General features: G+C 71.9%; 17 protein-coding genes and 1 tRNA gene. 12 read left to right on the top strand and 6 right to left on the bottom strand.

Annotated elements, in window-relative coordinates; translation table 11 throughout:
• Positions 1-110: 110 nt before the first annotated feature.
• The 3 genes from ABD883_RS04740 to ABD883_RS04730 all read left to right on the top strand — a co-directional run bounded on the left by ABD883_RS04740 (position 111) and on the right by ABD883_RS04730 (position 4441).
• Positions 111-1694, top strand: coding sequence for an FCD domain-containing protein (locus ABD883_RS04740; protein WP_345030286.1), 1584 nt, complete (start codon positions 111-113; stop codon positions 1692-1694).
• A gap of 230 nt (positions 1695-1924) precedes the next feature.
• Positions 1925-3937, top strand: coding sequence for an acetoacetate--CoA ligase (locus tag ABD883_RS04735; protein WP_345030284.1), 2013 nt, complete (start codon positions 1925-1927; stop codon positions 3935-3937).
• A 39-nt stretch (positions 3938-3976) separates the two neighbouring features.
• Complete coding sequence (locus tag ABD883_RS04730; protein WP_137318155.1) at positions 3977-4441, top strand: SRPBCC family protein; 465 nt, start codon at positions 3977-3979, stop codon at positions 4439-4441.
• A gap of 158 nt (positions 4442-4599) precedes the next feature.
• On the opposite strand, the gene ABD883_RS04725 is transcribed toward ABD883_RS04730, so the two are convergent.
• Positions 4600-6297, bottom strand: a complete 1698-nt coding sequence (locus ABD883_RS04725; protein WP_345030280.1) for an Ig-like domain-containing protein — start codon at positions 6295-6297, stop codon at positions 4600-4602.
• Between the two features lie 283 nt (positions 6298-6580).
• Between ABD883_RS04725 and ABD883_RS04720 the strand changes: the two genes are divergently transcribed.
• The 3 genes from ABD883_RS04720 to ABD883_RS04710 all read left to right on the top strand — a co-directional run bounded on the left by ABD883_RS04720 (position 6581) and on the right by ABD883_RS04710 (position 11151).
• Positions 6581-8074: a malate:quinone oxidoreductase gene (locus ABD883_RS04720; protein ID WP_345030277.1), complete on the top strand. Its 1494-nt coding sequence runs from the start codon at positions 6581-6583 to the stop codon at positions 8072-8074.
• Positions 8075-8350: 276 nt separating this feature from the next.
• The gene (locus tag ABD883_RS04715; RefSeq protein WP_345030274.1) at positions 8351-9943 is read left to right on the top strand and encodes a PrsW family glutamic-type intramembrane protease; all 1593 of its coding nucleotides are present in this window, start codon (positions 8351-8353) and stop codon (positions 9941-9943) included.
• A complete protein-coding gene (locus tag ABD883_RS04710; protein WP_345030272.1) occupies positions 9943-11151 on the top strand; it encodes a MarP family serine protease in 1209 nt (402 codons plus the stop codon). Before ABD883_RS04715 ends, ABD883_RS04710 begins: the two co-directional genes overlap by 1 nt.
• Before the next feature lie 65 nt (positions 11152-11216).
• Here ABD883_RS04710 and ABD883_RS04705 read toward each other — a convergent pair whose 3' ends face one another.
• From ABD883_RS04705 to upp, 3 genes are all read right to left on the bottom strand, one after another.
• A complete protein-coding gene (locus tag ABD883_RS04705) occupies positions 11217-12137 on the bottom strand; it encodes an endonuclease/exonuclease/phosphatase family protein (RefSeq protein ID WP_137318151.1) in 921 nt (306 codons plus the stop codon).
• Between the two features lie 90 nt (positions 12138-12227).
• Positions 12228-12932: a winged helix-turn-helix domain-containing protein gene (locus ABD883_RS04700; RefSeq protein WP_345030269.1), complete on the bottom strand. Its 705-nt coding sequence runs from the start codon at positions 12930-12932 to the stop codon at positions 12228-12230.
• Between the two features lie 409 nt (positions 12933-13341).
• Entirely contained in the window at positions 13342-13977 is a 636-nt protein-coding gene (upp, locus tag ABD883_RS04695) for a uracil phosphoribosyltransferase (RefSeq protein WP_265809514.1), read from the bottom strand.
• A gap of 119 nt (positions 13978-14096) precedes the next feature.
• Here upp and ABD883_RS04690 point away from each other — a divergent pair, with 119 nt between their 5' ends.
• The 5 genes from ABD883_RS04690 to ABD883_RS04670 all read left to right on the top strand — a co-directional run bounded on the left by ABD883_RS04690 (position 14097) and on the right by ABD883_RS04670 (position 18363).
• The gene (locus ABD883_RS04690; RefSeq protein WP_265809513.1) at positions 14097-14654 is read left to right on the top strand and encodes a tRNA adenosine deaminase-associated protein; all 558 of its coding nucleotides are present in this window, start codon (positions 14097-14099) and stop codon (positions 14652-14654) included.
• Positions 14655-14659: 5 nt separating this feature from the next.
• A complete protein-coding gene (gene tadA / locus ABD883_RS04685) occupies positions 14660-15112 on the top strand; it encodes a tRNA adenosine(34) deaminase TadA (RefSeq protein WP_282599256.1) in 453 nt (150 codons plus the stop codon).
• A 113-nt stretch (positions 15113-15225) separates the two neighbouring features.
• A tRNA-Ser gene (locus tag ABD883_RS04680) sits at positions 15226-15313 on the top strand.
• Positions 15314-15331: 18 nt separating this feature from the next.
• Complete coding sequence (locus tag ABD883_RS04675; protein WP_345030267.1) at positions 15332-17479, top strand: arsenate reductase/protein-tyrosine-phosphatase family protein; 2148 nt, start codon at positions 15332-15334, stop codon at positions 17477-17479.
• Between the two features lie 164 nt (positions 17480-17643).
• A complete protein-coding gene (locus ABD883_RS04670; protein WP_265809511.1) occupies positions 17644-18363 on the top strand; it encodes a hypothetical protein in 720 nt (239 codons plus the stop codon).
• 96 nt (positions 18364-18459) lie between these two features.
• Here ABD883_RS04670 and ABD883_RS04665 read toward each other — a convergent pair whose 3' ends face one another.
• Both ABD883_RS04665 and ABD883_RS04660 read right to left on the bottom strand, forming a co-directional pair.
• The gene (locus tag ABD883_RS04665; RefSeq protein WP_137318144.1) at positions 18460-19674 is read right to left on the bottom strand and encodes an aminotransferase-like domain-containing protein; all 1215 of its coding nucleotides are present in this window, start codon (positions 19672-19674) and stop codon (positions 18460-18462) included.
• 101 nt (positions 19675-19775) lie between these two features.
• Positions 19776-20759, bottom strand: a complete 984-nt coding sequence (locus ABD883_RS04660) for an alpha/beta hydrolase (protein ID WP_345030264.1) — start codon at positions 20757-20759, stop codon at positions 19776-19778.
• Positions 20760-20831: 72 nt separating this feature from the next.
• Here ABD883_RS04660 and hisC point away from each other — a divergent pair, with 72 nt between their 5' ends.
• Positions 20832-21911: a histidinol-phosphate transaminase gene (gene hisC, locus ABD883_RS04655; RefSeq protein WP_345030262.1), complete on the top strand. Its 1080-nt coding sequence runs from the start codon at positions 20832-20834 to the stop codon at positions 21909-21911.
• Positions 21912-21972: the final 61 nt, after the last annotated feature.

Here is a 21972-nt window from a genome sequence, read left to right as displayed (position 1 = left end):
TGTGCGCGGCGGCTGTCCGGACGACCAGGGTCCGGTGTGAGCATCCGCACGTACAATGAGTCAGAAAATATCGTTGGAGCAGGCGGGACAGCACCGGACGGGGGGCGGGGATGGGCGGCAGACGGGTCCCGGTCGAGGTGCGGGCGGAGGCGTGCCGGGAGGTGGCTGCCGGGCGCCCGGCCGGGGAGGTCGCGGCGTCGCTCGGCGTGTCCGCCTCGACGGTGCGCCGGTGGACGGCGCGGGCGGCCGCCGGCGAAGGGCTCGGCGACCGGCCGCGCACCGGCCGGCCGCGCATCCAGGACACCGCGACCGCGGTGGTGTCCGCGGTCCTCGCGACCGCCGGTGCCCGCGTCGACACCGCCGACTACTCGACCCGTGCGGTCGCCGCCGCCACCGGGCTGAGCCAGAGCGTCGTCGCCCGCGCGATGGCCCAGCTCGCCTCCCCGCCGCTGGCGCCGCGGCTGCGCCTGGTCGCCGTCGCCGCCGCCTACCCGGTGCTCGTGCTCGGGTTCGCCGCACTCCCGGACCCCGGGGAGTCCGGGCCCGCTGCCCGGACCCGCTCCGAGCGTGCCTTCCGCCGCCGCGGTGCGGGCCTCGTGGCCGCGCTGCGGAGCTCCGGTCTGGGTCGATGGGCGCAGCAGTTCGGGACCGCCGCGCCGCCGGTCGTGCCGCCGGCGGTGCAGTCGGTGCTCGACGCCGAGGCGGTCGACCGGATCATTGCGTACGACCCCCGCGGAATCGTGCCGGCCCGGTCGGAGAGCGTGGCGAGCACTGACCTCGACGGGTTCGTCGCAGAGGTCGGTGCAGTGCTGCGACAGGTCGAGGCGGTGCCCGGGTCCCTCCTCAACGCGCTGGCGGCGACGGTCAATCGCGGACTCGAGGGACTCGAGTGGAACGACTTGAGTTCTTCCGGTCTCCTGCATAGTGAATCCAAGAATTCTGATTCAACTGGACCTGATCCGGGTCGCGGGCGGGATCCCGGGTCGTGGGTGCCGGACTCGCACTGGCTGCCGCGAGCGAACCTCTCGCTCACCGAACAGCTCGCGATCGCGCTGCGGCAGGAGATCATCGATTCCGGCTACCGGTCCGGCGACCGGATCCGCCCGCGCACCCTCGCCTCCCGCCTCGGTCTGCCGCAGGCGGCGGTCGAGGCCGCGGTGCGTCGGATGATCGACGAGGAGCTCCTCGACGGCTCGCGCGGCGGCGTGCGGATTCCGGCCGTCACCGCCGACGACGTCATCGATCTCTACGCCGCCCGACTCGTGCTCGGCTCCGTGCTGCTGCGCGGGCTCGCAGCCCGCCCGCGCCGGCACCTCGTGCCCGTCCGGCAGGCGCTGCGGCGGGTCGAGGCCATTGCGGCGCTGCGGCGCGGCACCGACGTCGACGACGCGGACCTGCGTTTCCAGCAGGAGCTCGCGCGTGCCTCGGGCCTGACGCAGACGGCGCGGACCTTCGAATCCCTCACCCGGCGCCTGCGGATGTACATCTCCGTGCTCCTCCTCGACTACACCCCGGCCACCGACCGCATCCTGTTCGACGACCGCCGGATCCTCCGCGCCCTCGAGGTCGGCGATGCGGCTGCCGCGGTCGACGCCTGGCGCGGCAAGCTCGACAACGCGGTGCGCCACATGGCCGGGATCGCCGCGCACCGCGGCTTCGACGTCACCGTGTGGGCCCGGCTCACCGGCGGCTGAGGCGCACACGGCGGGGGACGGGTGCTGAAGCGCCGTAGGCGGTGGCCGGCCGTGGGTGGCGGCGCCTGGCCGTGGGCGCAGAGGGGTGGGATCTGCGGTGGTGGCCGGGCAGCGGGCGGTGGTGCCCGGGTCGCGGGTGCCGCAGGGCGAGCGGATCGGCGCAGGCGGCGCCGGTGCTGGTAGAACTGGTGGGGTCGACAGCTGACTTCCCACCGATGTGAAGGACCCGCATGACCGAACGCACCCCCGAACGCACCGTTCTCTGGACCCCTCCGCGCGACCGCGTCGAATCGAGCGCGCTCGCCGACTACCAGCGCTGGCTCGACCGCGAGCACGGGGTGTCCACCTCCGGGTACCAGGAGCTCCTCGACTGGTCGGTGGAGAACATCGAGGACTTCTGGGAGACCATGTGGACGTACTTCGACGTCGTCGGCGACCGCGGTGACGGACCCGTCCTCACCGGCGACACCATGCCGCGGGTGCGCTGGTTCGAGGGTGCGACCTGCAACTACGCGGAGAACATCCTGCGCCACGCCGACACCCGCCCGGACGCCGAGGCGATCGTCGGCCTGCACGAGGACGAGCGCCGCGATTCGATCACCTGGCGCGAACTCCGCGGACGGGTGGGAGCGCTCGCGGCCTGGCTCCGGGAGCACGGGGTGGAGCCGGGCGACACCGTGTGCGCGGTGCTCCCGAACATCCCGGAGGCGGTCGAGGCGCTGCTGGCCTGTGCCGCTGTCGGTGCGGTGTGGTCGGTGGTGAGCCCGGACTTCGGGGTCAAGGGCATCGCCGACCGCTTCGCCCAGATCGAGCCGTCCGTCCTGCTCACCGTGGACGGCTACCTGTTCAACGGGCGCGAACAGGACCCCACCGGCACCGTCGGAGACCTGCTCGCAGCCCTCTCCACGGTGCGCGAGCACGTGCTCGTCGACCAGTTCCCGGGGGCCGGGGAGCGCGCCGAGCAGACCGCCGCGGCGCGGGAGTCGACGACCCTCTACTCGCAGATCGTCGCCGTCTCCCAGGAGCCGGTGTTCGAGCCCGTCGAGTTCTCCCACCCGCTGTGGGTCCTCTACTCCTCGGGCACCACGGGGAAGCCCAAGGGGATCGTCCACGGACACGGCGGCGTCACCCTCGAGGCCCTCAAGGCCAACACCCTCCAGCAGGAGGCGCTCGAGGGCGGCCGGCACTATTCGGCCGTCGCCACGACGTGGGTGGTGTGGAACCTCCTCGTCAACAGCATGCTCGTCGGCGCGACGATCGTCACCTACGACGGCTCGCCCGTCGCCGGGGTCGCCGACAAGCAGTTCGAGATCATCGAGCAGGAGAAGGTGACGAACTTCGGCACCGGGGCGGCGATCCTCACGATGATCGAGAAGTCGGGGGTGTCCCCGGCGGCCCGCTACAACCTGTCCGCACTCCGCTCGATCCTCTCGACCGGGTCCCCGCTGCCGGACTCCACCTGGGAATGGGTGTACGCGCACGTGAGTCCCGACATCCACTGCGGCTCCGATTCCGGCGGCACCGACATCGCCACGGGCTTCATCGGGTCCAACCCCTACGACCCGATCGTGCGCGGCGAGCTCCAGGGCGCCTACCTCGCGGTCGCCGCGGACTCCTTCGACGAGCAGGGCCGCCCGGTGGTCGACGAGGTCGGGGAGTTCGTGGTGACGAAGCCGATGCCGTCGATGCCGGTGAAGTTCTGGAACGATCCGGACGGCAGCCGCTACGAGTCCGCGTACTTCGACGCCTACCCCGGCGTGTGGCGCCACGGGGACTGGGTGACGAAGCGCCCCGGTGGGCAGTACGTCATCCACGGGCGCTCGGACTCGACGATCAACCGCGGCGGCATCCGCATGGGCTCCGCTGACATCTGCCAGGCCGTCGACGGCGTCGAGGGCGTGCAGTCCTCGATGGTGATCGGCGCGGAGCTGTCCGGCGGCGACTACTACATGCCGCTGTTCGTCGTGCCGAAACCCGGCGTCGAGGTCGACGACGCGCTGCGGGAGAGGATCGTGCAGCGGATCCGGACCGACGTGTCCCCGCGCTACGTGCCCGACGAGATCATCGCCGCGCCGGCCGTGCCGACCACCCGGACGGGCAAGCTCATGGAAGTGCCGATCAAAAAGATCTTCCAGGGCGCCTCCCCGGACACGATCAACCGCGGCACCGCCGCCGACCCCGAAATCTTGGACTGGTATGTGAATTACGCCCAGAGCTTTGCCGCCGGCAGGCAGGACCGATAGCGTCGAAGGACAGCGAACGACGAGGAAAGAGAGGTCATGATGACGGATCAGACCAGCATCACCGTGTCGCGCACCATCGACGCACCCGCCAAGGACATCTTCGAGGTGCTGTCCAACCCCGAACGCCACCACGAGCTCGACGGCTCCGGTTTCATCGTGTCGGACTCGAAGACGGACCGGATCACCGGCACCGGACAGGTCTTCACGATGAACATGGACGGTGAGCACATGGGCGGGGAATACCAGACCGACAACCATGTCACCGGCTACGACGACGGCAAGCTCCTCGCCTGGCAGACCGCGCCCGCGGGCACGGAGCCGCCCGGCTGGGAATGGGTGTGGGAGCTCGAGCCGGAGGGCGCAGACGCCACCCGGGTGGTGCACACCTACTCCTGGGACAAGGTCGACGCGCAGACCGCGCAGAAGATCGGCCTGCCGCTCGTGTCCGAGCAGCAGCTCGAAGACACCCTCAACCGCCTCGCGGCGGCCGTCTCCGGCGGCTGACGAAGAGGCCCGAGCTGGAGCGGGAGCCGACGGCGCACCCTGTGCTGCTCCTGCGATGAGCTCCGAACCGCGGCGCCCCGGCGAACAGCCGGGGCGCCGCCGGTGTGTCCGGGAGGCGGCTGCGCCATTGCACGGACTGCTGTCCGAGCGGTCCGGCGTCACTTCCGCCGGGCCCGGCCGCCGATGACGAGCGCTCCGGCTCCGGTGCCGATGAGAACGAGGGAGAGCCCCAGGAGGGCCCGGGAGCCCGAGGTCGGTCCGGTCCGCGGCAGTTCGTCGGCCTGAGCGGGCTCCGGCTCCGCAGGAGCCTCGGGTGCCGGTCCGCCGGCCGGTTCCGCGGGAGCAGACGAACGGGTCTCGGGAGCACCGGGTGCCGGCGCACCCGGTGCCGGCGTGCTCGGGGTCGCGCCCGGCTCCGCCGGCGGTGTCGGCTCGTGGTCGGGTTCCGCAGAGGGTGCAGGTTCGTGCTCCGGTGCGGTGGCTGTCGGCGCAGATGTCTCCGAGGGTGCGGGCTCCGGCTCAGGAGCCGCGGGAGTCGACTCCGAGGGTGCGGGCTCAGGCTCCGACGGCTCGGGCGTCGGCTCGGGCTCCGGCACCGGCGCCGGGGCTGAAGGCGTCGGGGCCGGGGACGTCGGGGCTGAAGGCGTAGGGGTCGGGGACGTCGGGGCTGAAGGCGTAGGGGTCGGGGACGACGGGGCTGAAGGCGTCGGGGCCGGAGATGACGGGGCCGGGTGGGTCGGCGGTGCCGGTGACGGCGCGGGCTCGGAACGGGCGGTGCGGGATCGCTCGGTGATGATCTCATCCGGGGCATCGGCGGCGATGACGTTCTGCACCCGGGTGGCCCCCTGGCCCTGCGCCTCGTGGAACCGGACCGAGGTCGGCGGCACGTCGTGCGCCCGGGCGGTCACGTTCACCTCCGTGAGCGTTCCGTCCCCGGGAGCGCTCGCCTGCTCGCCGGTCGAATCGTCATCGGCCGGTCGCTCGCCGGGCCCGGCAGCTCCCTGCGTCGGCGCGTGCTCGTAGGCCTCGAGCCGGGGGATCGCCCGGAGGGCCACCTCGACGGGCTCGGCAGCCGTGGTCACGGATGTCTCCCTGAGCAGTCCTCCGCTCGCCTCGAGATCGACGGGGATGCCGGGGACGGGCTCCCCGGCCGCGGACACGAGCCGGATGCGCACCGTCGTCGAGTGCGCTCCCGGAGCGAACTCCGCGATGTCCAGGTGGAGCGTGTACGGGCCGGCGAATCGCTCGGCATCCTCGGAGATCGCGGTGAATTCGGCGGCCGCCCCGCGGAACCCGGGACCCAGATCGGCAGGCAGCTCGGGAGCGATGACGTGCCGGTGCGGCACCTGCTCATCGAGCTTGGCGAGTGCGGAGAGCACCGACTGCACATCGCGCCGCTCCGAGCCGGAGTGGGTGTGCAGCGCCCAGGCCGTGCGCGGGCTCGTGATGGCCCGGCCGGTGGACTCGGAGAAGAAGCGCGGGAGCGGGGTGGCCCGCCCGGCGTCGACGCAGTAGGCGAAGCCGTCCTCGAGGGAGCGGTACGCCCCGTACCAGGTGCGCCCCTCCTTGGTGCGATGCCAGCGCCCCGGTCCCAGGACCTCGGGAGCGGTGGACCCGAGTGCGCGTGCGGAGTCCGCCTCGGTCGTGGGTCCGAGCCCGGCGGCGCTGGCAGCCGGGGGATGATCCGGGGAGAGAGCGGGCCCGGTGGTGAGGAGCAGGGCGAGGAGGGCGGCGGACACGAGTGCATGGACCCGCCGCATCGCCCGAGCGGGACGTCGCGGAGGGGAGGGGGCGAGCGCGCGCACGGGGCGCCGAGCAGCGGGAGTGGGCAGGTCGGGAGCGGGGTATCGGGTCATGGCGCCATCGCACCTCGACCGGGTGCCCCGGCGACAGGACCCCGCTCGGCCTGTGGACGGGGAGCAGCTGTCCCCAGCTCGGCGACCGCATCGGTGCCGGCGATGTTCCACAGCCGAACGCGCATCGGAGGGGACGCCCGGACGCCCCCGGAAGGCGGGCCCCGGGGCCTGTGCGCAGGGCGGACCCGAGTTCGGTCAGGCCGCGAGAGCGGAGTAGAGTCGGGGAATGGAATCGGGCGTGCCGGCAAGGGGTGCGCCGAGTGCGAACTGAGCCGAGGTAACTATGACGTACACCAAGGAAAGCGTCGATGTCGTCCTCATCGGCGGCGGGATCATGAGCGCCACCCTGGGCGCCATGCTCACCGAGCTCCAGCCGGAATGGGACATCCGCGTCTACGAGCGACTCGACTACGTCGCGCGCGAGAGCTCGGATCCGTGGAACAACGCGGGCACCGGGCACGCCGCACTGTGCGAGCTCAACTACTCCCCGGCGGATGCCAACGGTGACGTCGACATCACCAAGGCCATCAACATCAACGAGCAGTTCCACGTCTCGCGCCAGTTCTGGTCCTACCTCATCGACGAGGGCGTCATCACCGACCCGTCGACCTTCATCAACCAGGTGCCCCACATGAGCTACGGCCGGGGGGAGAAGGGCCGCGACTACATCCGCAAGCGGTACGAGACCATGGTCCGCAACCCGCTGTTCGCGGACATGGAGTACACCGACGACCCGGCGACGCAGGCGGACTGGCTGCCGCTGATGTTCGAGAACCGCGGCCCCGGCCAGGTCAACGGCGTGTCCCGGTTCCGGACCGGCACCGACGTCGACTTCGGTTCGCTCACCCGGCAGCTCCTCACCCACATGGGCACCAAGGGCACGCAGATCCGCACCGGGCACGCCGTCACCGACCTCAACCGCACCGCCGACGGCTGGCGCGTGTCGGTGAAGGATTCCACAGCCGCCGACGCGTTCGACGTCAACGCCCGCTTCGTGTTCATCGGCGGCGGCGGAGGTGCCCTCCACCTGCTGCAGAAGTCCGGCATCGCGGAAGGCCGCGGCTACGGCGGCTTCCCGGTCTCCGGGCTGTTCCTCCGCACCTCCCGCCCCGAGCTCGTCGAGCGCCACCACGCCAAGGTCTACGGCCAGGCCGCCTTCGGCGCACCCCCGATGTCGGTGCCGCACCTCGACACCCGCGTGGTCAACGGCAAGCGCTACCTCATGTTCGGGCCCTACGCCGGGTTCTCCCCGAAGTTCCTCAAGTCGGGCCGCATCACCGACCTGCCGTTCTCCGTGCGCGGGAACAACCTGCCGGTCATGCTCAACGTCGCGAAGGACAACTTCGACCTGGTGAAGTACCTCGTCGGCGAGCTCGCCTCCTCGAAGAAGGATCGCTACGAGATGCTCGCCGAGTTCACCCCCGAGGTCGACCCGGGCGCCTGGGAGTTCATCACCGCCGGCCAGCGCGTGCAGGTGATGAAGCGCGAAGGCAAGAAGGGTGGCGTGCTGGGCTTCGGCACCGAGCTCATCTCCGCCGCCGACGGCTCGATCGCAGCGCTGCTGGGCGCCTCGCCCGGAGCCTCGACGGCCGCGCCGATCATGCTCAACCTGCTCGCCACCTGCTTCCCCCAGCAGTACACGGGCTGGGAGCCGAAGCTCAAGGCCATGGTCCCCTCACTGGGGCGCAAGCTCCACGAGGACGAGACGCTGCTCACCGAGCTCTCCGAGTACACCGCGCGGACGCTCCAGCTCATCAAGGACGAGCCCGCGGTCTGACACCGTGCGCACTCGCGGCAGACGACGCCGCCGAGGGGCCGGACACCGGACGACCGGTGTCCGGCCCCTCGTCCGTCCGGTCGCTCGCCCGTCGCTCGGATGCTGGACCGAGGACGGTGCCGAGCACCCACTCGGGTCTCCCGTGCGACGAGCTCGCACCGCGGTGTTGCACAACCGACACCGCGTTCGGTGCACGCGCGTCCGCGCCAGTGCCTATGCTGGATCCGAGCACAGACACCGGGCGCGTCCCGGCCGCCGCAGACGATCGAGGCAGGTATGAGCCACCATCCCCATGACGAGCACGCCCGCCCCGCCCCCGGCGGGCACTCGAGCGGGCCGCAGGGAGCGCCGGCGCACCCCGGCATGCCGCCGCAGGGTGCTGCGCCCCAGCACCGCGGACCACAGGGTCCCCTGCCGCAGGGGATGCCTCCGCACGGCCGCCCGGGCGGCCCCCGGCAGCCCGGGCAGTACGGCTCCGGCCCCGTGCCCCACGGCGCGCCGCACCCGCAGGCCCAGCAGCCCGGCGGTCCGTACCGGCCGGCCCCTCAGCACGGTGCGCAGCAGCCGGCCCAGCGCGTCTACGCCCAGCCGCGGTTCTCACCCACGGTCACCCAGGAGATGCGGATCCGGCACCAGGTGCAGCAGCGCTCCGGGGCCCCGGTCGACGCCCCGTGGGCTGCTCAGGCCGCCCGTCGGCTCCCGCAGGAGGACCCGACCGCCGGGGCGAACATCGCCCGCATCGTGGCGGCCTCGATCGTCGGCGCGATCCTCCTGCTCGGTATGCTCGCCATCCTCATCTTCGGCGCCTTCTCCTTCGACGGCGCCGGCCTGCTCGTCATCGGGCTGTCCGCGATCCCGCTCGTCCTCATCATCCTCATGGTGCTGTGGTTCGACCGCTGGAAGCCCCAGCCCAAGCTCCTCCTGCTCGTGTGCCTGCTGTGGGGCGCCGTGGCCTCGGTCATCATGACCCTCATCGCCAGCTGGTTCGGCCTCGTCGCGCTCTCCATCGTCGGCCTCGACGCCTCGGGCGACATATTCGGCGCGGTCGTCATGGCACCGGTGATCGAGGAGATCACCAAGGGCGTCCTGCTCGTCGTCATCGTGCTGGCCGCCCGCAAACACTTCGAGGGGCCGCTCGACGGCTGGGTCTACGGCAGCCTCATCGGCGCCGGGTTCGCCTTCACGGAGAACATCCTCTACCTCGGCAGCGCCTACGTCGAGAACGCGGATGCGGGGCTGTGGCAGACCTTCATCGTCCGCTGCCTCATGAGCCCGCTGCTCCACTCCACGTTCGTCGCCTGCGCCGGCGTGTCGATCGGCTTCGCAGCCCGCCGCGGCGCCTGGTGGCTCACCGCGATCATGTGGCTGCCCGGTCTCATCGCCGGCATGGTGCTCCACGCCGTGTGGAACGGGACCGCGACCCTGACCTCGGCGCTGGTCGCGACCGGCGCGATCCATGTGTTCGTGTCCCTCGGCATCCTGTTCGTGCTGTCCGCCCTCATCGCGATCAGCTGGTTCGTGCTCGGCCTCGTGTTCCGCCACAACGAGTCCACCCACACCCGCCAGTCGCTCGGCGACTACGCGAACGCCGGTTGGCTCACCCACTCCGAGGTCGACATGCTCGGCACCTGGAAGGGCCGCCGGGCGGGCAAGCGCTGGGCCGGCCAGTACCCGAACGCGCGCGACCACATGCGCACGATGATCCGGCTCGCCGCCAACCTCGCGGCCACCCGCACCCGGGTGCTCGCCGGCGTCGGCGGGGAGACCGAGCGCAAGGTCGAGCTCTACCTGCTCGAGCAGTTCACCATGGAGCGCAGTGCTCTCATGGGCGCGGTCAACCACCGCTCCCACCGGCCCGGCAGGGCCTGATGACCCCGGTCGACCTCGCCCTGCTCGCCCTCGCCCTGCTCGCCGCGCTCCTCGGCTGGCAGCAGGGCTTCCTCGCCGGCGGCGGAGCGGTGGCGGGGTTCGTCGTCGGACTCGTCGCCGGTCGCTTCCTCGGGCCCTGGGCGGCCGACCTCCTCACCGGGGCCGGCGTGCTCGACGCGTCCGCGGAGCCCGGCCTGACGGTGGCGCTCCCGCTCGTGCTCGGCGTCGTGCTCTCCGGTGTCGGCGGATTCGTCGGCGCCTCCCTGCGCGACCGGATCCCCAGCCGCTGGGGGCGCGGGGTCGATGCGCTCGGCGGCGGCGCCTCCGGGCTCGTCGCCTTCACCCTCATCGTGTGGCTCGCGGCAGGCTGGATCGCCACCACCCCGCTCCTCACCCCCAACCGGTGGGCTGCGGAGTCCGCGATCATCGCCGCGCTCGACCGCTATGCGCCCATCACCTCGACCGAGGCGCTCGGCGAGATCGGCACCGCTCTCGCCGACACCGGCTTCCCGCAGGTGTTCCAGGGCCAGCCGGAGCAGATCCGGGGGGTCGGGGAGCCGAACGAGGCGATGGTCGCCGTCGGCCGAGACGTCGACGACTCCGTGGTCAAGATCGTCACCACCGTCACCGAGTGCGGCACGCTCCAGGAGGGCACCGGCTGGGTGTACTCCTCCGGGCTCGTCGCGACCAACGCCCACGTGGTCGCCGGTGCGCAGGCGCTGAGCGTGCAGGTGGGCGGCACCGGACACCCGTACTCCGGGGACGTCGTGGCGTTCGATCCGGCGCTCGACGTCGCGGTCCTGCGGGTGCCGGAGCTCGCCGCGCCGGAGCTCGAGTTCGGCAGCACGCTCACCGTCGGCGCCGACTCCGTGGTCGTCGGCTTCCCCGAGAACGGGCCGTACACGATCTCACCCACCCGCGTGCGCGACCGGCTCGATGCGCGCGGCCTCGACATCTACAACGACGACACGGTGGTTCGCGAGGTCTACTCGATGCGCGGGATCATCCGGCCGGGAAACTCCGGCGGACCGATGCTCGACTCCCAGGGTCGGGTCGTGGGGATGGTGTTCGCGAAGTCCGCCACGGACCCGGAGACCGGCTATGCGCTCACGCTCGACGAGATCGACGGCGTGCTGCGCGATGCGCAGGAGCGGACCCGTCCGGTCGACACCCGCAGCTGCGCGGTGCAGTCCCCGCCGGCCGGCTGAGAGCCCGGGCCGGTGCTCGGGCCGCGGCCGCGCCGGTCCGTCGCACCCCGGGGTCGGGTGGCCGATCAGGGGTAGTCGAGGTAGCCGATGACCGCGCGGTGGTCGCTCGTGCCGCGGTCGAGCACGGAGTCGCCGACCGGCTCGAGGCCGCGCACCATGACGTGGTCGAGGCGCACGACGGGGAAGATCGAGGGCCAGGTGAAGCCGAAGCCCCCGCCCACGGCCTCGCGGGTGTCGGTGAGCTCGTCGTCGAGGCGCTCGAAGTAGCGGTCCGCGCTGCCGGAGTTGAAGTCGCCGGCGACGATGATGTGCTCGGCTCCGTCGGCCTCGATCGCGTCGGAGAGCTTGGACAGCGCGTTGTTGCGCAGCGATTCCTGGCCAGGGCGCACGGAGGGCAGGTGGACGCTGTAGAAGCGCACATCGCCGTGGTCGGTGCTGATCGTCGTGGCGATCGCCCGGGTCCACTGGATGCCGAGGTCGATCTCCTCGGGCTCGCTCATCGGCCATTTCGACCAGATGCCGATCGTGCCCTGGTCCGTCGAGTGCGCGTAGTGCTCGGTGAGCTGCTCGGTGATGATCTCCCCGGACAGCGATTCGATCTCCTGGACCGACACGATGTCGGGGTCGTGGTCGATGATGTTCTGCGCCGTCGCGGTGGGCTGCGGCATCCGCGCGCCGACGTTCTGGGTCGCCACGACGAGGTCGGCGTCGTCCGGGGTGTCGGCCGGACGCAGGTAGCTGCCGAACATGAGGAACCAGACGAGCGCCGGGAGCAGCACGCCGATGATGCTCAGCACCGAGAAGCGGAAGAGCGCCACGATGAAGAGCAGCACGATGAGCAGCCCGGTCCAGGGCAGCGCGGACTCGACGACGAGGGCGAGCCCACGGGTGGTGGGCACGAGCTCGTGCATCGCGAGCAGGGCTGCGAGGAGGGCGCCGACGACGAAGGTCAGGATCCCTTTGGAGGGGTTTCGAGTTGCGGACATCGCCCCCGAGTGTATGCCCGGAAACTGACGAAAGGCTGGAGGAAGCCGGGCTGCGCGATGGGTGCGGCCGCGGCCCCGGGCGGTGCCGGTTCAGCGTGAGGCGGTGGCGCGCCAGACGGTGACGTCGGGGTGGTCGTCGAACCGGTATCCGCCGCCGCGGATCGTCCGCACGATCGCAGAGAACGGGCCGAGCCGGCGTCGCAGGCGGCGCACGTGGACGTCGACCGTCCGCTCGTCGGGGGCATCGTCCTCGGTGCCCCAGAGGCTGACGATGAGGTCGAGGCGGGAGAGGGTCTCGCCGGGGCGGGACACGAGCGTTGCGAGGAGGTCGAACTCCTTGGTGGTGAGCCCGGCGAGCTCACCGTCGACGTGCACCTCGCGGCGCGGGATGTCGATCTGCAGGCGGCGGGCCGGGGCGCCGACCGGGGTGAGGTCCTCGCTCGATGCGGGCGGGTGCATGCGGGCGGGGATGCGGGAGCGGACCGGTCCGTGGCGACCGGCGGGGTCGCCGGTGGCGGCGGGCGATCCGATCGCGACCGCCCGCACCGCGTCGAGGTCCTTGCCGGGGCCGTCCGGGGCGAGCGCGATGACGGCCTGGGTGTCCGCCTGGGAGGCGAGCTCGCGTGCGTACTCCTGCAGGGCCTGCGCGATCGCGGCGAGGTTGGTCCCGTCCTCGGCGGCCTTCGTCTCGTCGAGTCCGATGTAGAGGACGATGCCGCGTGCGGCCTTCTGCGAGGGGCGCACGCCTGCGGGGCCGAAGGTGCGCGGAGCGGAACGGGGGTCGACCGGAGTCAAGCGGGCTCCCTGGCGTCGGGTGGCGGCGGCGCTGCGTGGGTGGACCGGGCGCTGCTGAGGCTGGGGGACGGACATGGTGTGCGGTTCCTTCTGTCGGCGCGATGTTCGCGTGCGAGGCGGGAGTGCCGGACCTCGCGGGTGCCGCTCATCGGTGACCGTTCGCGACCGTGCGGCAGTGTCGGGGTCAGTCGCGAACGCACAGCATGAGCTGTGCACACCGGGGGCGCGGACATCGGCGCCGGGCGTCTGCGGTGCGGCGGAGCGGCACCGGGAAGGAACTGAGCATGCTCGTCATTATTCTTCATGCTCGACGCGAACGGCAAGCATGAGGGTGCCGAAGCGCTCGAATAAGACGCAATATGACAGCGGGGAACGCCGCTGGTGGAGCTGGGTCGGTCCGCGCCGCGGGTCAGACGACGCCGTACATGCGGTCGCCCGCGTCGCCGAGTCCCGGGACGATGTAGCCGGTCTCGTTGAGCTTCTCGTCGAGCGCGGCGGTGTGGATCGTGACGTCGGCGCGACCGGCGTAGGTGTGCTCGATGTGTGCGACGCCCTCAGGGGCGCTGACCAGGCAGATCGCGGTGACCTCGGAGACCCCGCGGGCGAGCAGGTAGTCGATGGCCATCGCGAGCGTGCCGCCGGTGGCGAGCATCGGGTCGATGATGAAGATCTGCCGGCCCGACAGGTCGGACGGCAGGCGCTCGGCGTAGGCGGTGACCTCGAAGGTCTCGTCGTCGCGCACCATGCCGAGGAAGCCGACCTCCGCGGTGGGGAGCATTCGCAGCAGGCCCTCGAGCATGCCGAGCCCGGCGCGCAGGATCGGCACCACGACCGGCCGCGGATTCGACAGCGCTGTCCCGGTCATCGGGCCCACCGGGGTGCTCACGGCCTTGTCCTCGACGCGGATGCCGCGCGTGGCCTCGTATGCGAGCAGCATGACGAGCTCATCGGTGAGCAGTCGGAAGCGTGCAGAATCGGTGCGCTCGTCGCGCAGGACGGTGAGCTTATGAGCGATCAGCGGATGGTCAGCCACGTGAAGATGCATGCTCCAGAATCTACCGGAATCGCCGCCGAGGTGTGCGGCGGTCGTCGAGGCGGCGTCATAGGGTCCGCTCCTCCGCGTCGCAGTGGTGCAACCGGGGCGGCAGGGGACAGAATAGGGCCATGTCTTACTTCACCGCAGTACTGGCGCAGTCCGACGACGAATACCGTGCGCTCGACTACGACGTCCGCGACGCCGCGGACCTCGACGACCTGCTCGAGACGATGCGCAACGGCGGCGAGGGCGATGGCGAGGCCGTCGCCGTGATCGAGCACGAGGACGAGTGGTTCGCGCTCGTCCGGCTCACCGCCGCCGACGAGGTCAAGGTCTTCCTGTCCGATGTCCACGCGGTGGCCGACAGCCCCTTCGCGGAGCTGTTCGTCGACTACCTCGACTCCCAGGACGACGAGTACGAGGCCGACGAGGACGCCTACCCCGCGGACGGCGAGGAGGCCGATGGCGACGACGACGCCGCAGAGGACGAGGTGGAGGAGGTGCCGATGCTCGATCTCGAGGACGACGCCGAATGGAGCGGTGACGCCGACATCTTCGCCGACCTCGGGGTGCCTGCCGAGGAGCTCGTCGAGCAGTCCCGGACGCACGCCTCGGACCCCGCCCGCGTCGTCGCGCACGTCGGCGAGGAGGCCGGGTTCGCCGATCGACTCGAGGCGGCGCGCTGAAGCACCTGCCCGAGCACGAGGCCTGGATGCGCATCGCGCTCACCCAGGCCTCTGCGGCATCCGCGGGCGACGATGTGCCCGTCGGAGCGGTCGTCGCAGGAGCGGACGGCGAGATCCTCGGCGTCGGGTTCAACCGCCGCGAGCTCGACCACGACCCGACCGCGCATGCCGAGGTCGTCGCGCTGCGCGCCGCCGGGCGGGCGCACGGCGCATGGCGGCTCGCCGGTGCGACGCTCGTCGTCACGCTCGAGCCGTGCGCGATGTGCGCCGGAGCGGCGATCGCCGCGCGCGTCTCCCGGATCGTGTTCGGGGCCTTCGACGACAAGGCAGGAGCCTGCGGCTCGGTGTGGGACCTGCCCCGCGACCGCGGGTCGCTGCACCGGCCCGAGGTCTACTCCGGGGTGCTCGCCGCAGAGTGCACGGATCGACTCAGCGACTTCTTCGCCGCCCGCCGGTGACGCGCCGCGGGCCGACCGCTCCGCGGTGACCCGCGCCCATGCGGCCGCGGGCACCGGGGTCGGTCGGAGGCGCGATTTTGGACCGAGCGGGCCGTCCGGGTAGAGTATCCGGCGGTAGCGTGTCCGAGCGGCCGAAGGTGCAACACTCGAAATGTTGTGTACGGTAACCCCGTACCGTGGGTTCAAATCCCACCGCTACCGCGTTGCCCATATAGCGGGATGAATTCTCGAATGATGGAATGTGAGGCCCCGGGTCCTGTGGATCCGGGGCCTCACGGCTGTCCGGGGCCGCTGACCCCTCGGACCAATGATCGGACCAAGTGGGGACCCGCCGGGACGGCGGGCAAGCCGCCCCGGCGACCGCCGATCTCCGCGGGCCGCGGTGTGCGGCTCCCCGCAGGAGGACCTCACCCGGCGCCGTATCCCGGCCCGGGGAATCGAACAGCGTGCCCCGTTCCATCGGCCGGTGGGGGTCCAGGGCAGGATCGCATGGACGCCGGCGCACGGGCGCTCCTGGCGCCGGAGGCCGGTCAGGATGACGGGCAGCACCGGATCACCGACCCTCATGCTCCAAGATCCGCACTGTCGAGGCCCTCCCGGTCGCGACGTACACCTGAGGTGCAGGATCCTCCTGCACGAAGGATCAGTGATCACCGTGCTCAGCCGCCGCACCGACATCGACCAGCTCGTCCCCTCCTGGGTGCCCGCGAGAACGTCGTCGTGCAGGGAGAATCGGGGGCCGGGAAATCGACGGTGCTGCGCACCGCCGCGGAGGATAGCGGGATGCGTGTCGTCACCGTGCCGGTCAACGCCGCGGAGCAGCCGCTGCCGGGCTCGGGGATCGCGATCCTCGCCGCCGCCCTGCGGGTGGTCGGCGACGGGACGCTCGCCGCCCGGATCGAGGACCTCGACCTCGACGAGGCCGAGGTGCCGGTCGCCGCGGAGACCTTCATGACCGCCGTGCGCACCGACGGCGGAACCGGGGACCTCCTCCTCGTCATCGACGACGCCGATGTCCTCGACCCGCTGACGCAGTCCTTCCTGGGTTTCGTCCTGCGCCGGCTCACCGGTGGGCGCGTGCGCTTCGCGGTGAGCGTGGCCGCACTGGACCCGGACGGGCCGTTCGGCGGCACGACGACCATCGATCTCCAACGGCTCGATCCGGCCGAGAGCATGCGTGCGGCGTTCGAGATCAGCCCGGGTCTCGACCCGGCGGCGGCCCGGCTCGTCGCAACCGGTGCCGTCGGCCACCTGCTCACGCTCGAGCAGGTGATCGGCACGCTCGGCGAGCGCCAGCGCATCAGGCGGGCTTCGCTGCCGCACCCGCTGCGCTCCACCGAGGCGATGGATGCGTTCGCGTCGGCAAAGCTGCACGGGCTGTCCGAGGAGGCGCTGACGATTCTCCGCACTCTCGCCGTCGCTCCGCGCTCGTCGTTCCTGCCCCTGCTCGCCGGCTATGCGACCATGGGGGAGGAACTCGCCGAGCTCGAGGCCCGCGACCTCGTCAGTCGGGTCGGATCCCACCTGCGGATCCGTGACCCGCGCATCCGCTCGAGCATCCACGGGGCGATGTCCGCCGGAGAACGCGCGGCCCTCCACGTGCAGATGATGCGCGCTTGCGAAGATGCCGACCCCGCACTCTCCCTCTGGCACAGCACCTTCGCCGGGCACCGCGAGGACGCGGCCCACAGGCTCATCGCGCACGCCTGCGCCCTCGTTGACGAGGGCACGCGTCGTGGATGGTCGAGGAGGAGGCGTTCGAGATCCTCGCGGTGTGCACCGGGAACATCTGCCGCTCGCCGCTGGCCGCGGCGATCCTGCAGTCGGGGTTCGACGGCGCTGTGCCGGTTCGCCGTCCGCAGCGCCGGCACCCACGCCCGGGCCGGGGACCGGGCGACCCCCCAGGTGATCGAGATCGCGCGCCGGCTCGGGGTGTCGCTCACCGAGTTCCGCGCGCGTCGGCTCAGTGCCGAGCAGATCCGCAGCGCGGACCTCATCCTCGCGATGGACCGGAGCCACCGGGCGGCAGTGGTGGAGATCGTGCCGCAGGCTCTGCACCGGACCTTCACCCTGCGGGAGTTCGCGCGCACCCTGCCCCAGGTGCCGGCGGAACGGGGCGCGTCCGCCGATGCCCGGTGGCGGTCCTCCGTCGTGCTGGTCGGGCGCCGTCGCAGCCGCGCCGCCGGCGATCCCGCCGCCGACGACATCGTCGACCCGTTCCTCCGCTCGGACGCCGTGCACCGGGAGATGACCGGGCAGCTCGTGCCCGCCACCGGTGCGCTGCTCCAGTGCGAGGTCAGCGCTGCGGCGGCCGAGCGCGACCCGCCGCCGGGAGGTGCGGATCCGGGGAACCGTCCGGGGAGGTGAGGCGCCGGGGGACGGGACCCGAGGAGCTCGGGTCGGCGGAGGAGACTCGGCCGTCGCGTCGACCGGGGCTCGCATGCGGAGCGGTGCGTGGCCGGGGACGCCCGCCGGGCCCGTGTCCGTGGCTCGCGCGACGATGGACTCCACACGCTCGTGAGGAGGACATCATGACCCGGCTGACAGATACACGCACGGATCCCTGCACCGCACCCGCAGCACCTGACGCCCTGCGCAGGCTCGTCGACGCCACCATCGCCCGGCTCGCGGCCTGCACCTGGAACCAGTACGTGCTCATCGAATACGGCGAAGCCGAGGTGCTCGGCCTGCAGCGGCCGGAGCGTGCACCGGACGGCACGTTCGGCACCGTCCCGCGGCGCCGGCTCGCCCGGGACCTGCGGCGCTCGGCCGACGTCGAGCAGCCGTGGGCGGCACCGAGCTTCGGGGACCGGACCGTGCTGGCGGACAATCCGGAGGTGCACCGGCTGTGGGCGCTGCCGGAGGACGCGGCCTGGCCGTACGCGCAGATCGCGGCGAACCCGCGCGGCTACTGGATGGAGATCGTGAGCGAGGAGTACCTGCCGAGCGAGGTCTGGGAGGAGCGGCCGGAGGTGCTCGCGGTGCGCGAGTGGACCCCGCCGATGGAGACCTCGGCGATCGCGACGAGCTCCCCGAACTGGCACCGGGCCGCCGTCGCGGATCCGCGCGAGGCGGTCACCGAGTCCGTGCTCGGGCTGCTCCGCTCCCGGGGCCTGAGCGATCCCGGGCTCCTGCGGGTGGGCACCTTCGTGCTCGACGCGGATCCGCGCGGCGGGGAGCCCGTCGACGGGACCGGGGCGGAGGTGGTGTCGCTGTGCACCCGCGGGCACGGGGTGCGCTCCGCCGCATGAGGCCGGGTGCGGCCGACTGCCGGCCGATCGCAGCGAGCGGGACCCCTGCGGCGTCCAGCGCGCGGCTGCGCGCCGGCGGCCGGCCCGGGGCTGTGGTCAGGCGCGCACGGCCTCGATCGAGCGGACGAGCCGCTCCACGCCCTCGGCCATCTGGTCCGTCGGGGTGCGTGAGAACGACATCCGCAGGTTCGAGCTCGTGGTCCGGTCGGCGAAGAACGGTGCGCCCGGGACGAACGCGAGCCCGTTCTCCACCGCGACCTCCGCGAGCCGGCGGGTGTCCACACCGGGGATGTCGAGCCAGGTGAAGAAGCCGCCCTCGGGCACCGTCCACGTCGCCGTGTCCCTCAGGCCCGCGTCGAAGGCGCTCATCAGGGCGCCGGCGCGCGTCGCGTAGGCCTCGCGCAGGCGGGGGAGCGCCTGGGTGTAGTGGCCCTCGCGCAGGAGTGATTCGAGGATGCACTGGCCGAGCGCCCCGGCGCACTGGTCGGTGTTCGTCTTCGCCTGGGCCATCGCGTCGATGACGGTCGCCGGGCCGCACGCCCAGCCCATCCGGGTGCCCGGGGTGAAGGTCTTGGAGAAGGTGCCGATCTGCACGGTGACGTCGGGGCCGATCTCGTAGATCGAGCGGAGGTACGAGCCGTCGTAAGCGAGATCGCGGTAGGCGACGTCCTCGAGGATGAGGAGCCCGTGCTGGCGGCAGATCTCGACGAGCCGCTCACGGCGGTCCTCGGACAGGCGCAGGCCGGAGGGGTTCTGGAAGTCGGGGATGACGTAGACGAACTTCGGCCGCGAGGCGCCCATCCGCGCGTCCTCGAGCACGTCGAGCACCGAATCGGGGACGAGCCCGTGCTCGTCGTTGCGCATCGACAGGCAGCGGCCCTCGTGCGTGCGGAACACGCTGAACGCGCCGAGGTACGACGGGGCCTCGACGAGCACCGCGTCGCCGACGTTGAGCATCGCCTTCGAGATCAGCGTCATCGCGTCGACGCCGCCGGAGGTGACGATGAGCTCGTCCTCGGCCGGTGTCACCGCCTGCGTGCGTGCGACGTCCTGGCGCAGTGCCTCCCGCAGGCCCGGCAGGCCGGTGTTCGAGGCGTACTGGAGCGCCACCTCGGGGCGGGTCTCGATGACCTTCGACGCGGTCTCCGCGAGCAGCCGGGTGTCGAACAGCGCCGGGTCGGGGAAGCCTCCGGAGAAGTCGACGAGGTCGCCGCCGGACGCGGCGAGGGCGAGCACGGCGGAGAGTTCGCTGGGCCCGGCCTGGGCGCGTTCGGCGAGCCGGGGGAACCACACATCGGAAGCAGCAGACATGGTGACATCGTAGCCCGGACACCCGGCCGCGGTGCGGCTCGTCCGCACGTGCTCTGCGCGGTGCCGCACACTCCGCTGGGCGCCGCTCGATGCGATGCGGCTCAGCGCTGCACGTATCCCCGGAGGAACCGCGTGATCCGGTCGAACGCGGACCTCTGCGCCGCGCGATCGGACAGGAAGACGTCGTGGAGCGCCCCGGGGACGCGCTCGATCATCACGGTCCGGCCGAGCGAGGGCGCACGGCGGGCGATCACGTCGACGTCGAGCACGATGTCCGCGGCGTTCATCGCCGAGCTGTAGGACCGCTCGCGCAGCGACTGCGTCGACATGAGGACGAGGATCGGCACGGAGATCGTCAAGCCCTTCTCCACCGCCTCGTGCCCGGCGAACACCGCACGCAGCCAGGCGGGGTACACCGGGAAGCTCTCCGGCGGCTTGAGCGCGAGGTCATAGGGCAGCCGCCCGCGGGAGAACAGGACCGAGCGCGCATAGTTGTGCGGGAAGCGGACCTTGAACGGCGCCTGCTCCGCACGGCGCGAGCGCCAGGTGAGCCACGGGGTGATGAGCTTCCGGGTGGAGGAGTCGAGCTGGAACTCGAGCCAGGGCGAGTTGAGGACGAGCGCTGCGACGCGCCCGGGGTTCCGGCCTGCCCACAGCGCGGCGACGAGGCCGCCGGTCGAATGGCCGCACAGGATCAGGCGCTCCTTCGGATGCTCGCTCGCGATGATCGTCAGCGCCGCCTCGAGCTCGGCGTCGTAGTCGGCGAGATCGGCGATGTAGCCGGGCCGCACCTCGGGGTCCTCGAGGTCGAGGCTGCGGCCGTAGGCCCGCAGGTCGACGGCGTAGAACGCCGCGCCCTGCTCCGCCCAGTACCTCGCGACGTGGTCGTGGAAGAAGTAGTCCGACCAGCCGTGGAGGTAGAGCACCGTGCGTCCGGCGGCCGGACCGTCCGCGGCCCGCTCCCCGCGGAAGGCGATGAGCGTGGCGCGCTCGCCGCCGGGCAGGGGCAGCGTCGCACACTCGAAGTCCTCACCGAGGCGGTCGGGCTCCCACGCGGGGTCGGCGCTCGGCCCTGTGGATTCCATGACGCCAGTATCGCAGAGCACCGCCGGCCTCCTTACCGGCCCGCTGCCGCGCGGAGTCACTATGATCGAGCCATGACTGAGAAGTTCGCCGTCCGCTCCGCGCTGTCCACCACTCCCGCCTACATCCCGGGCAAGCCGCCCCAGGCCGTCGAGGGCATCGAGTCGTACAAGCTCTCCTCCAACGAGAACCACCTCCCGCCGCTGCCCGGCCTCACCGACGTCATCGCCGCCGCCGCCACCACTCCGGCGCTCTACGCCGACCCCGCGGTCAGCGCGCTCACCGCCGAGCTCGCCGCCCACCTCGACCGCCCGGCCGAGATGATCCTGTTCTCCGCCGGCGCCTCGGAGATGATCAGTGCGCTCGCCAACATCACCCTCGAGGCCGGCACCGAGGTCGTCTACCCCTGGCCGTCCTTCGAGATGTACCCGCAGATCGCCTCGCTGCGCGGGGCGACGCACCGGCGGATCGGACTCACCGAGGACTTCCGCCACGACCTCGATGCGATGGCCGATGCGATCACCGACAGCACCCGCCTCGTTTTCCTGTGCTCGCCGAACAACCCCACCGGCTCCGCGATCCGCACCGACGAGTTCGAACAGTTCATGGCGCGCGTCCCGCAGCACGTCATCGTCGTCCTCGACGAGGCCTACCGCGAGTTCTGCACCGACCCCGAGGCCGTCGACGGGCTCACCGCACTGGATGCCCATCCCAACCTCGTGCTCGTGCGCACCTTCTCGAAGGCCCACGGGCTGGCCGGCCTGCGGATCGGGTACGCGGTCGCGGACCCGGAGATCATCCTCGAGCTCCGCAAGGCCGTGCTCCCGTTCGCCGTCACCGCCGTCGCCCAGGCCGCCGCCCGCGAATCGCTGTCCCGTGTCTCCGAGGTCGAGGTGCGGGCCAAGGAGATCGCCGCCACCCGCGACGAGCTCATCGCCGGCCTGCGCGAGCAGGGCTGGGACGTGCCGGACTCCCACGGCAACTACGTGTGGCTGCCGCTCGACGCGAAGTCCGCGGACTTCGAGCAGGCCTGCCTGGCCGCCGGGATCGCCGTGCGCAACCTGCAGGACGGGGTGCGGATCAGCATCGGCCCCGACGCCTCGATGCGCCGGGTGGTCGACATCGCCGCGGAGTTCCGCGCCCGCTACCACTGAGGGCCCCGGCGCGCGACCGGCCCAGCGGGGCGCGCCCGGGCAGGTCTACACTGTCCGGGTG

Source organism: Brevibacterium pityocampae (genome assembly GCF_039541555.1).
Lineage (GTDB): Bacteria > Actinomycetota > Actinomycetes > Actinomycetales > Brevibacteriaceae > Brevibacterium > Brevibacterium pityocampae.
This window is presented reverse-complemented; position numbering and strand designations above follow the sequence as displayed.

Excerpts from the sequence above, each read along its gene's own strand:
- upp (WP_265809514.1), bottom strand. The coding sequence starts at position 13,977 with ATGCATCTTCACGTGGCTGACCATCCGCTGATCGCTCATAAGCTCACC.
- ABD883_RS04735 (WP_345030284.1), top strand. The coding sequence starts at position 1,925 with ATGACCGAACGCACCCCCGAACGCACCGTTCTCTGGACCCCTCCGCGC.
- ABD883_RS04730 (WP_137318155.1), top strand. The coding sequence starts at position 3,977 with ATGACGGATCAGACCAGCATCACCGTGTCGCGCACCATCGACGCACCC.
- ABD883_RS04715 (WP_345030274.1), top strand. The coding sequence starts at position 8,351 with ATGAGCCACCATCCCCATGACGAGCACGCCCGCCCCGCCCCCGGCGGG.
- ABD883_RS04660 (WP_345030264.1), bottom strand. The coding sequence starts at position 20,759 with ATGGAATCCACAGGGCCGAGCGCCGACCCCGCGTGGGAGCCCGACCGC.
- ABD883_RS04710 (WP_345030272.1), top strand. The coding sequence starts at position 9,943 with ATGACCCCGGTCGACCTCGCCCTGCTCGCCCTCGCCCTGCTCGCCGCG.
- ABD883_RS04720 (WP_345030277.1), top strand. The coding sequence starts at position 6,581 with ATGACGTACACCAAGGAAAGCGTCGATGTCGTCCTCATCGGCGGCGGG.
- ABD883_RS04705 (WP_137318151.1), bottom strand. The coding sequence starts at position 12,137 with ATGTCCGCAACTCGAAACCCCTCCAAAGGGATCCTGACCTTCGTCGTC.
- ABD883_RS04740 (WP_345030286.1), top strand. The coding sequence starts at position 111 with ATGGGCGGCAGACGGGTCCCGGTCGAGGTGCGGGCGGAGGCGTGCCGG.
- ABD883_RS04690 (WP_265809513.1), top strand. The coding sequence starts at position 14,097 with ATGTCTTACTTCACCGCAGTACTGGCGCAGTCCGACGACGAATACCGT.
- ABD883_RS04665 (WP_137318144.1), bottom strand. The coding sequence starts at position 19,674 with ATGTCTGCTGCTTCCGATGTGTGGTTCCCCCGGCTCGCCGAACGCGCC.
- hisC (WP_345030262.1), top strand. The coding sequence starts at position 20,832 with ATGACTGAGAAGTTCGCCGTCCGCTCCGCGCTGTCCACCACTCCCGCC.
- ABD883_RS04670 (WP_265809511.1), top strand. The coding sequence starts at position 17,644 with ATGACCCGGCTGACAGATACACGCACGGATCCCTGCACCGCACCCGCA.
- ABD883_RS04725 (WP_345030280.1), bottom strand. The coding sequence starts at position 6,297 with ATGACCCGATACCCCGCTCCCGACCTGCCCACTCCCGCTGCTCGGCGC.
- ABD883_RS04675 (WP_345030267.1), top strand. The coding sequence starts at position 15,332 with ATGAATTCTCGAATGATGGAATGTGAGGCCCCGGGTCCTGTGGATCCG.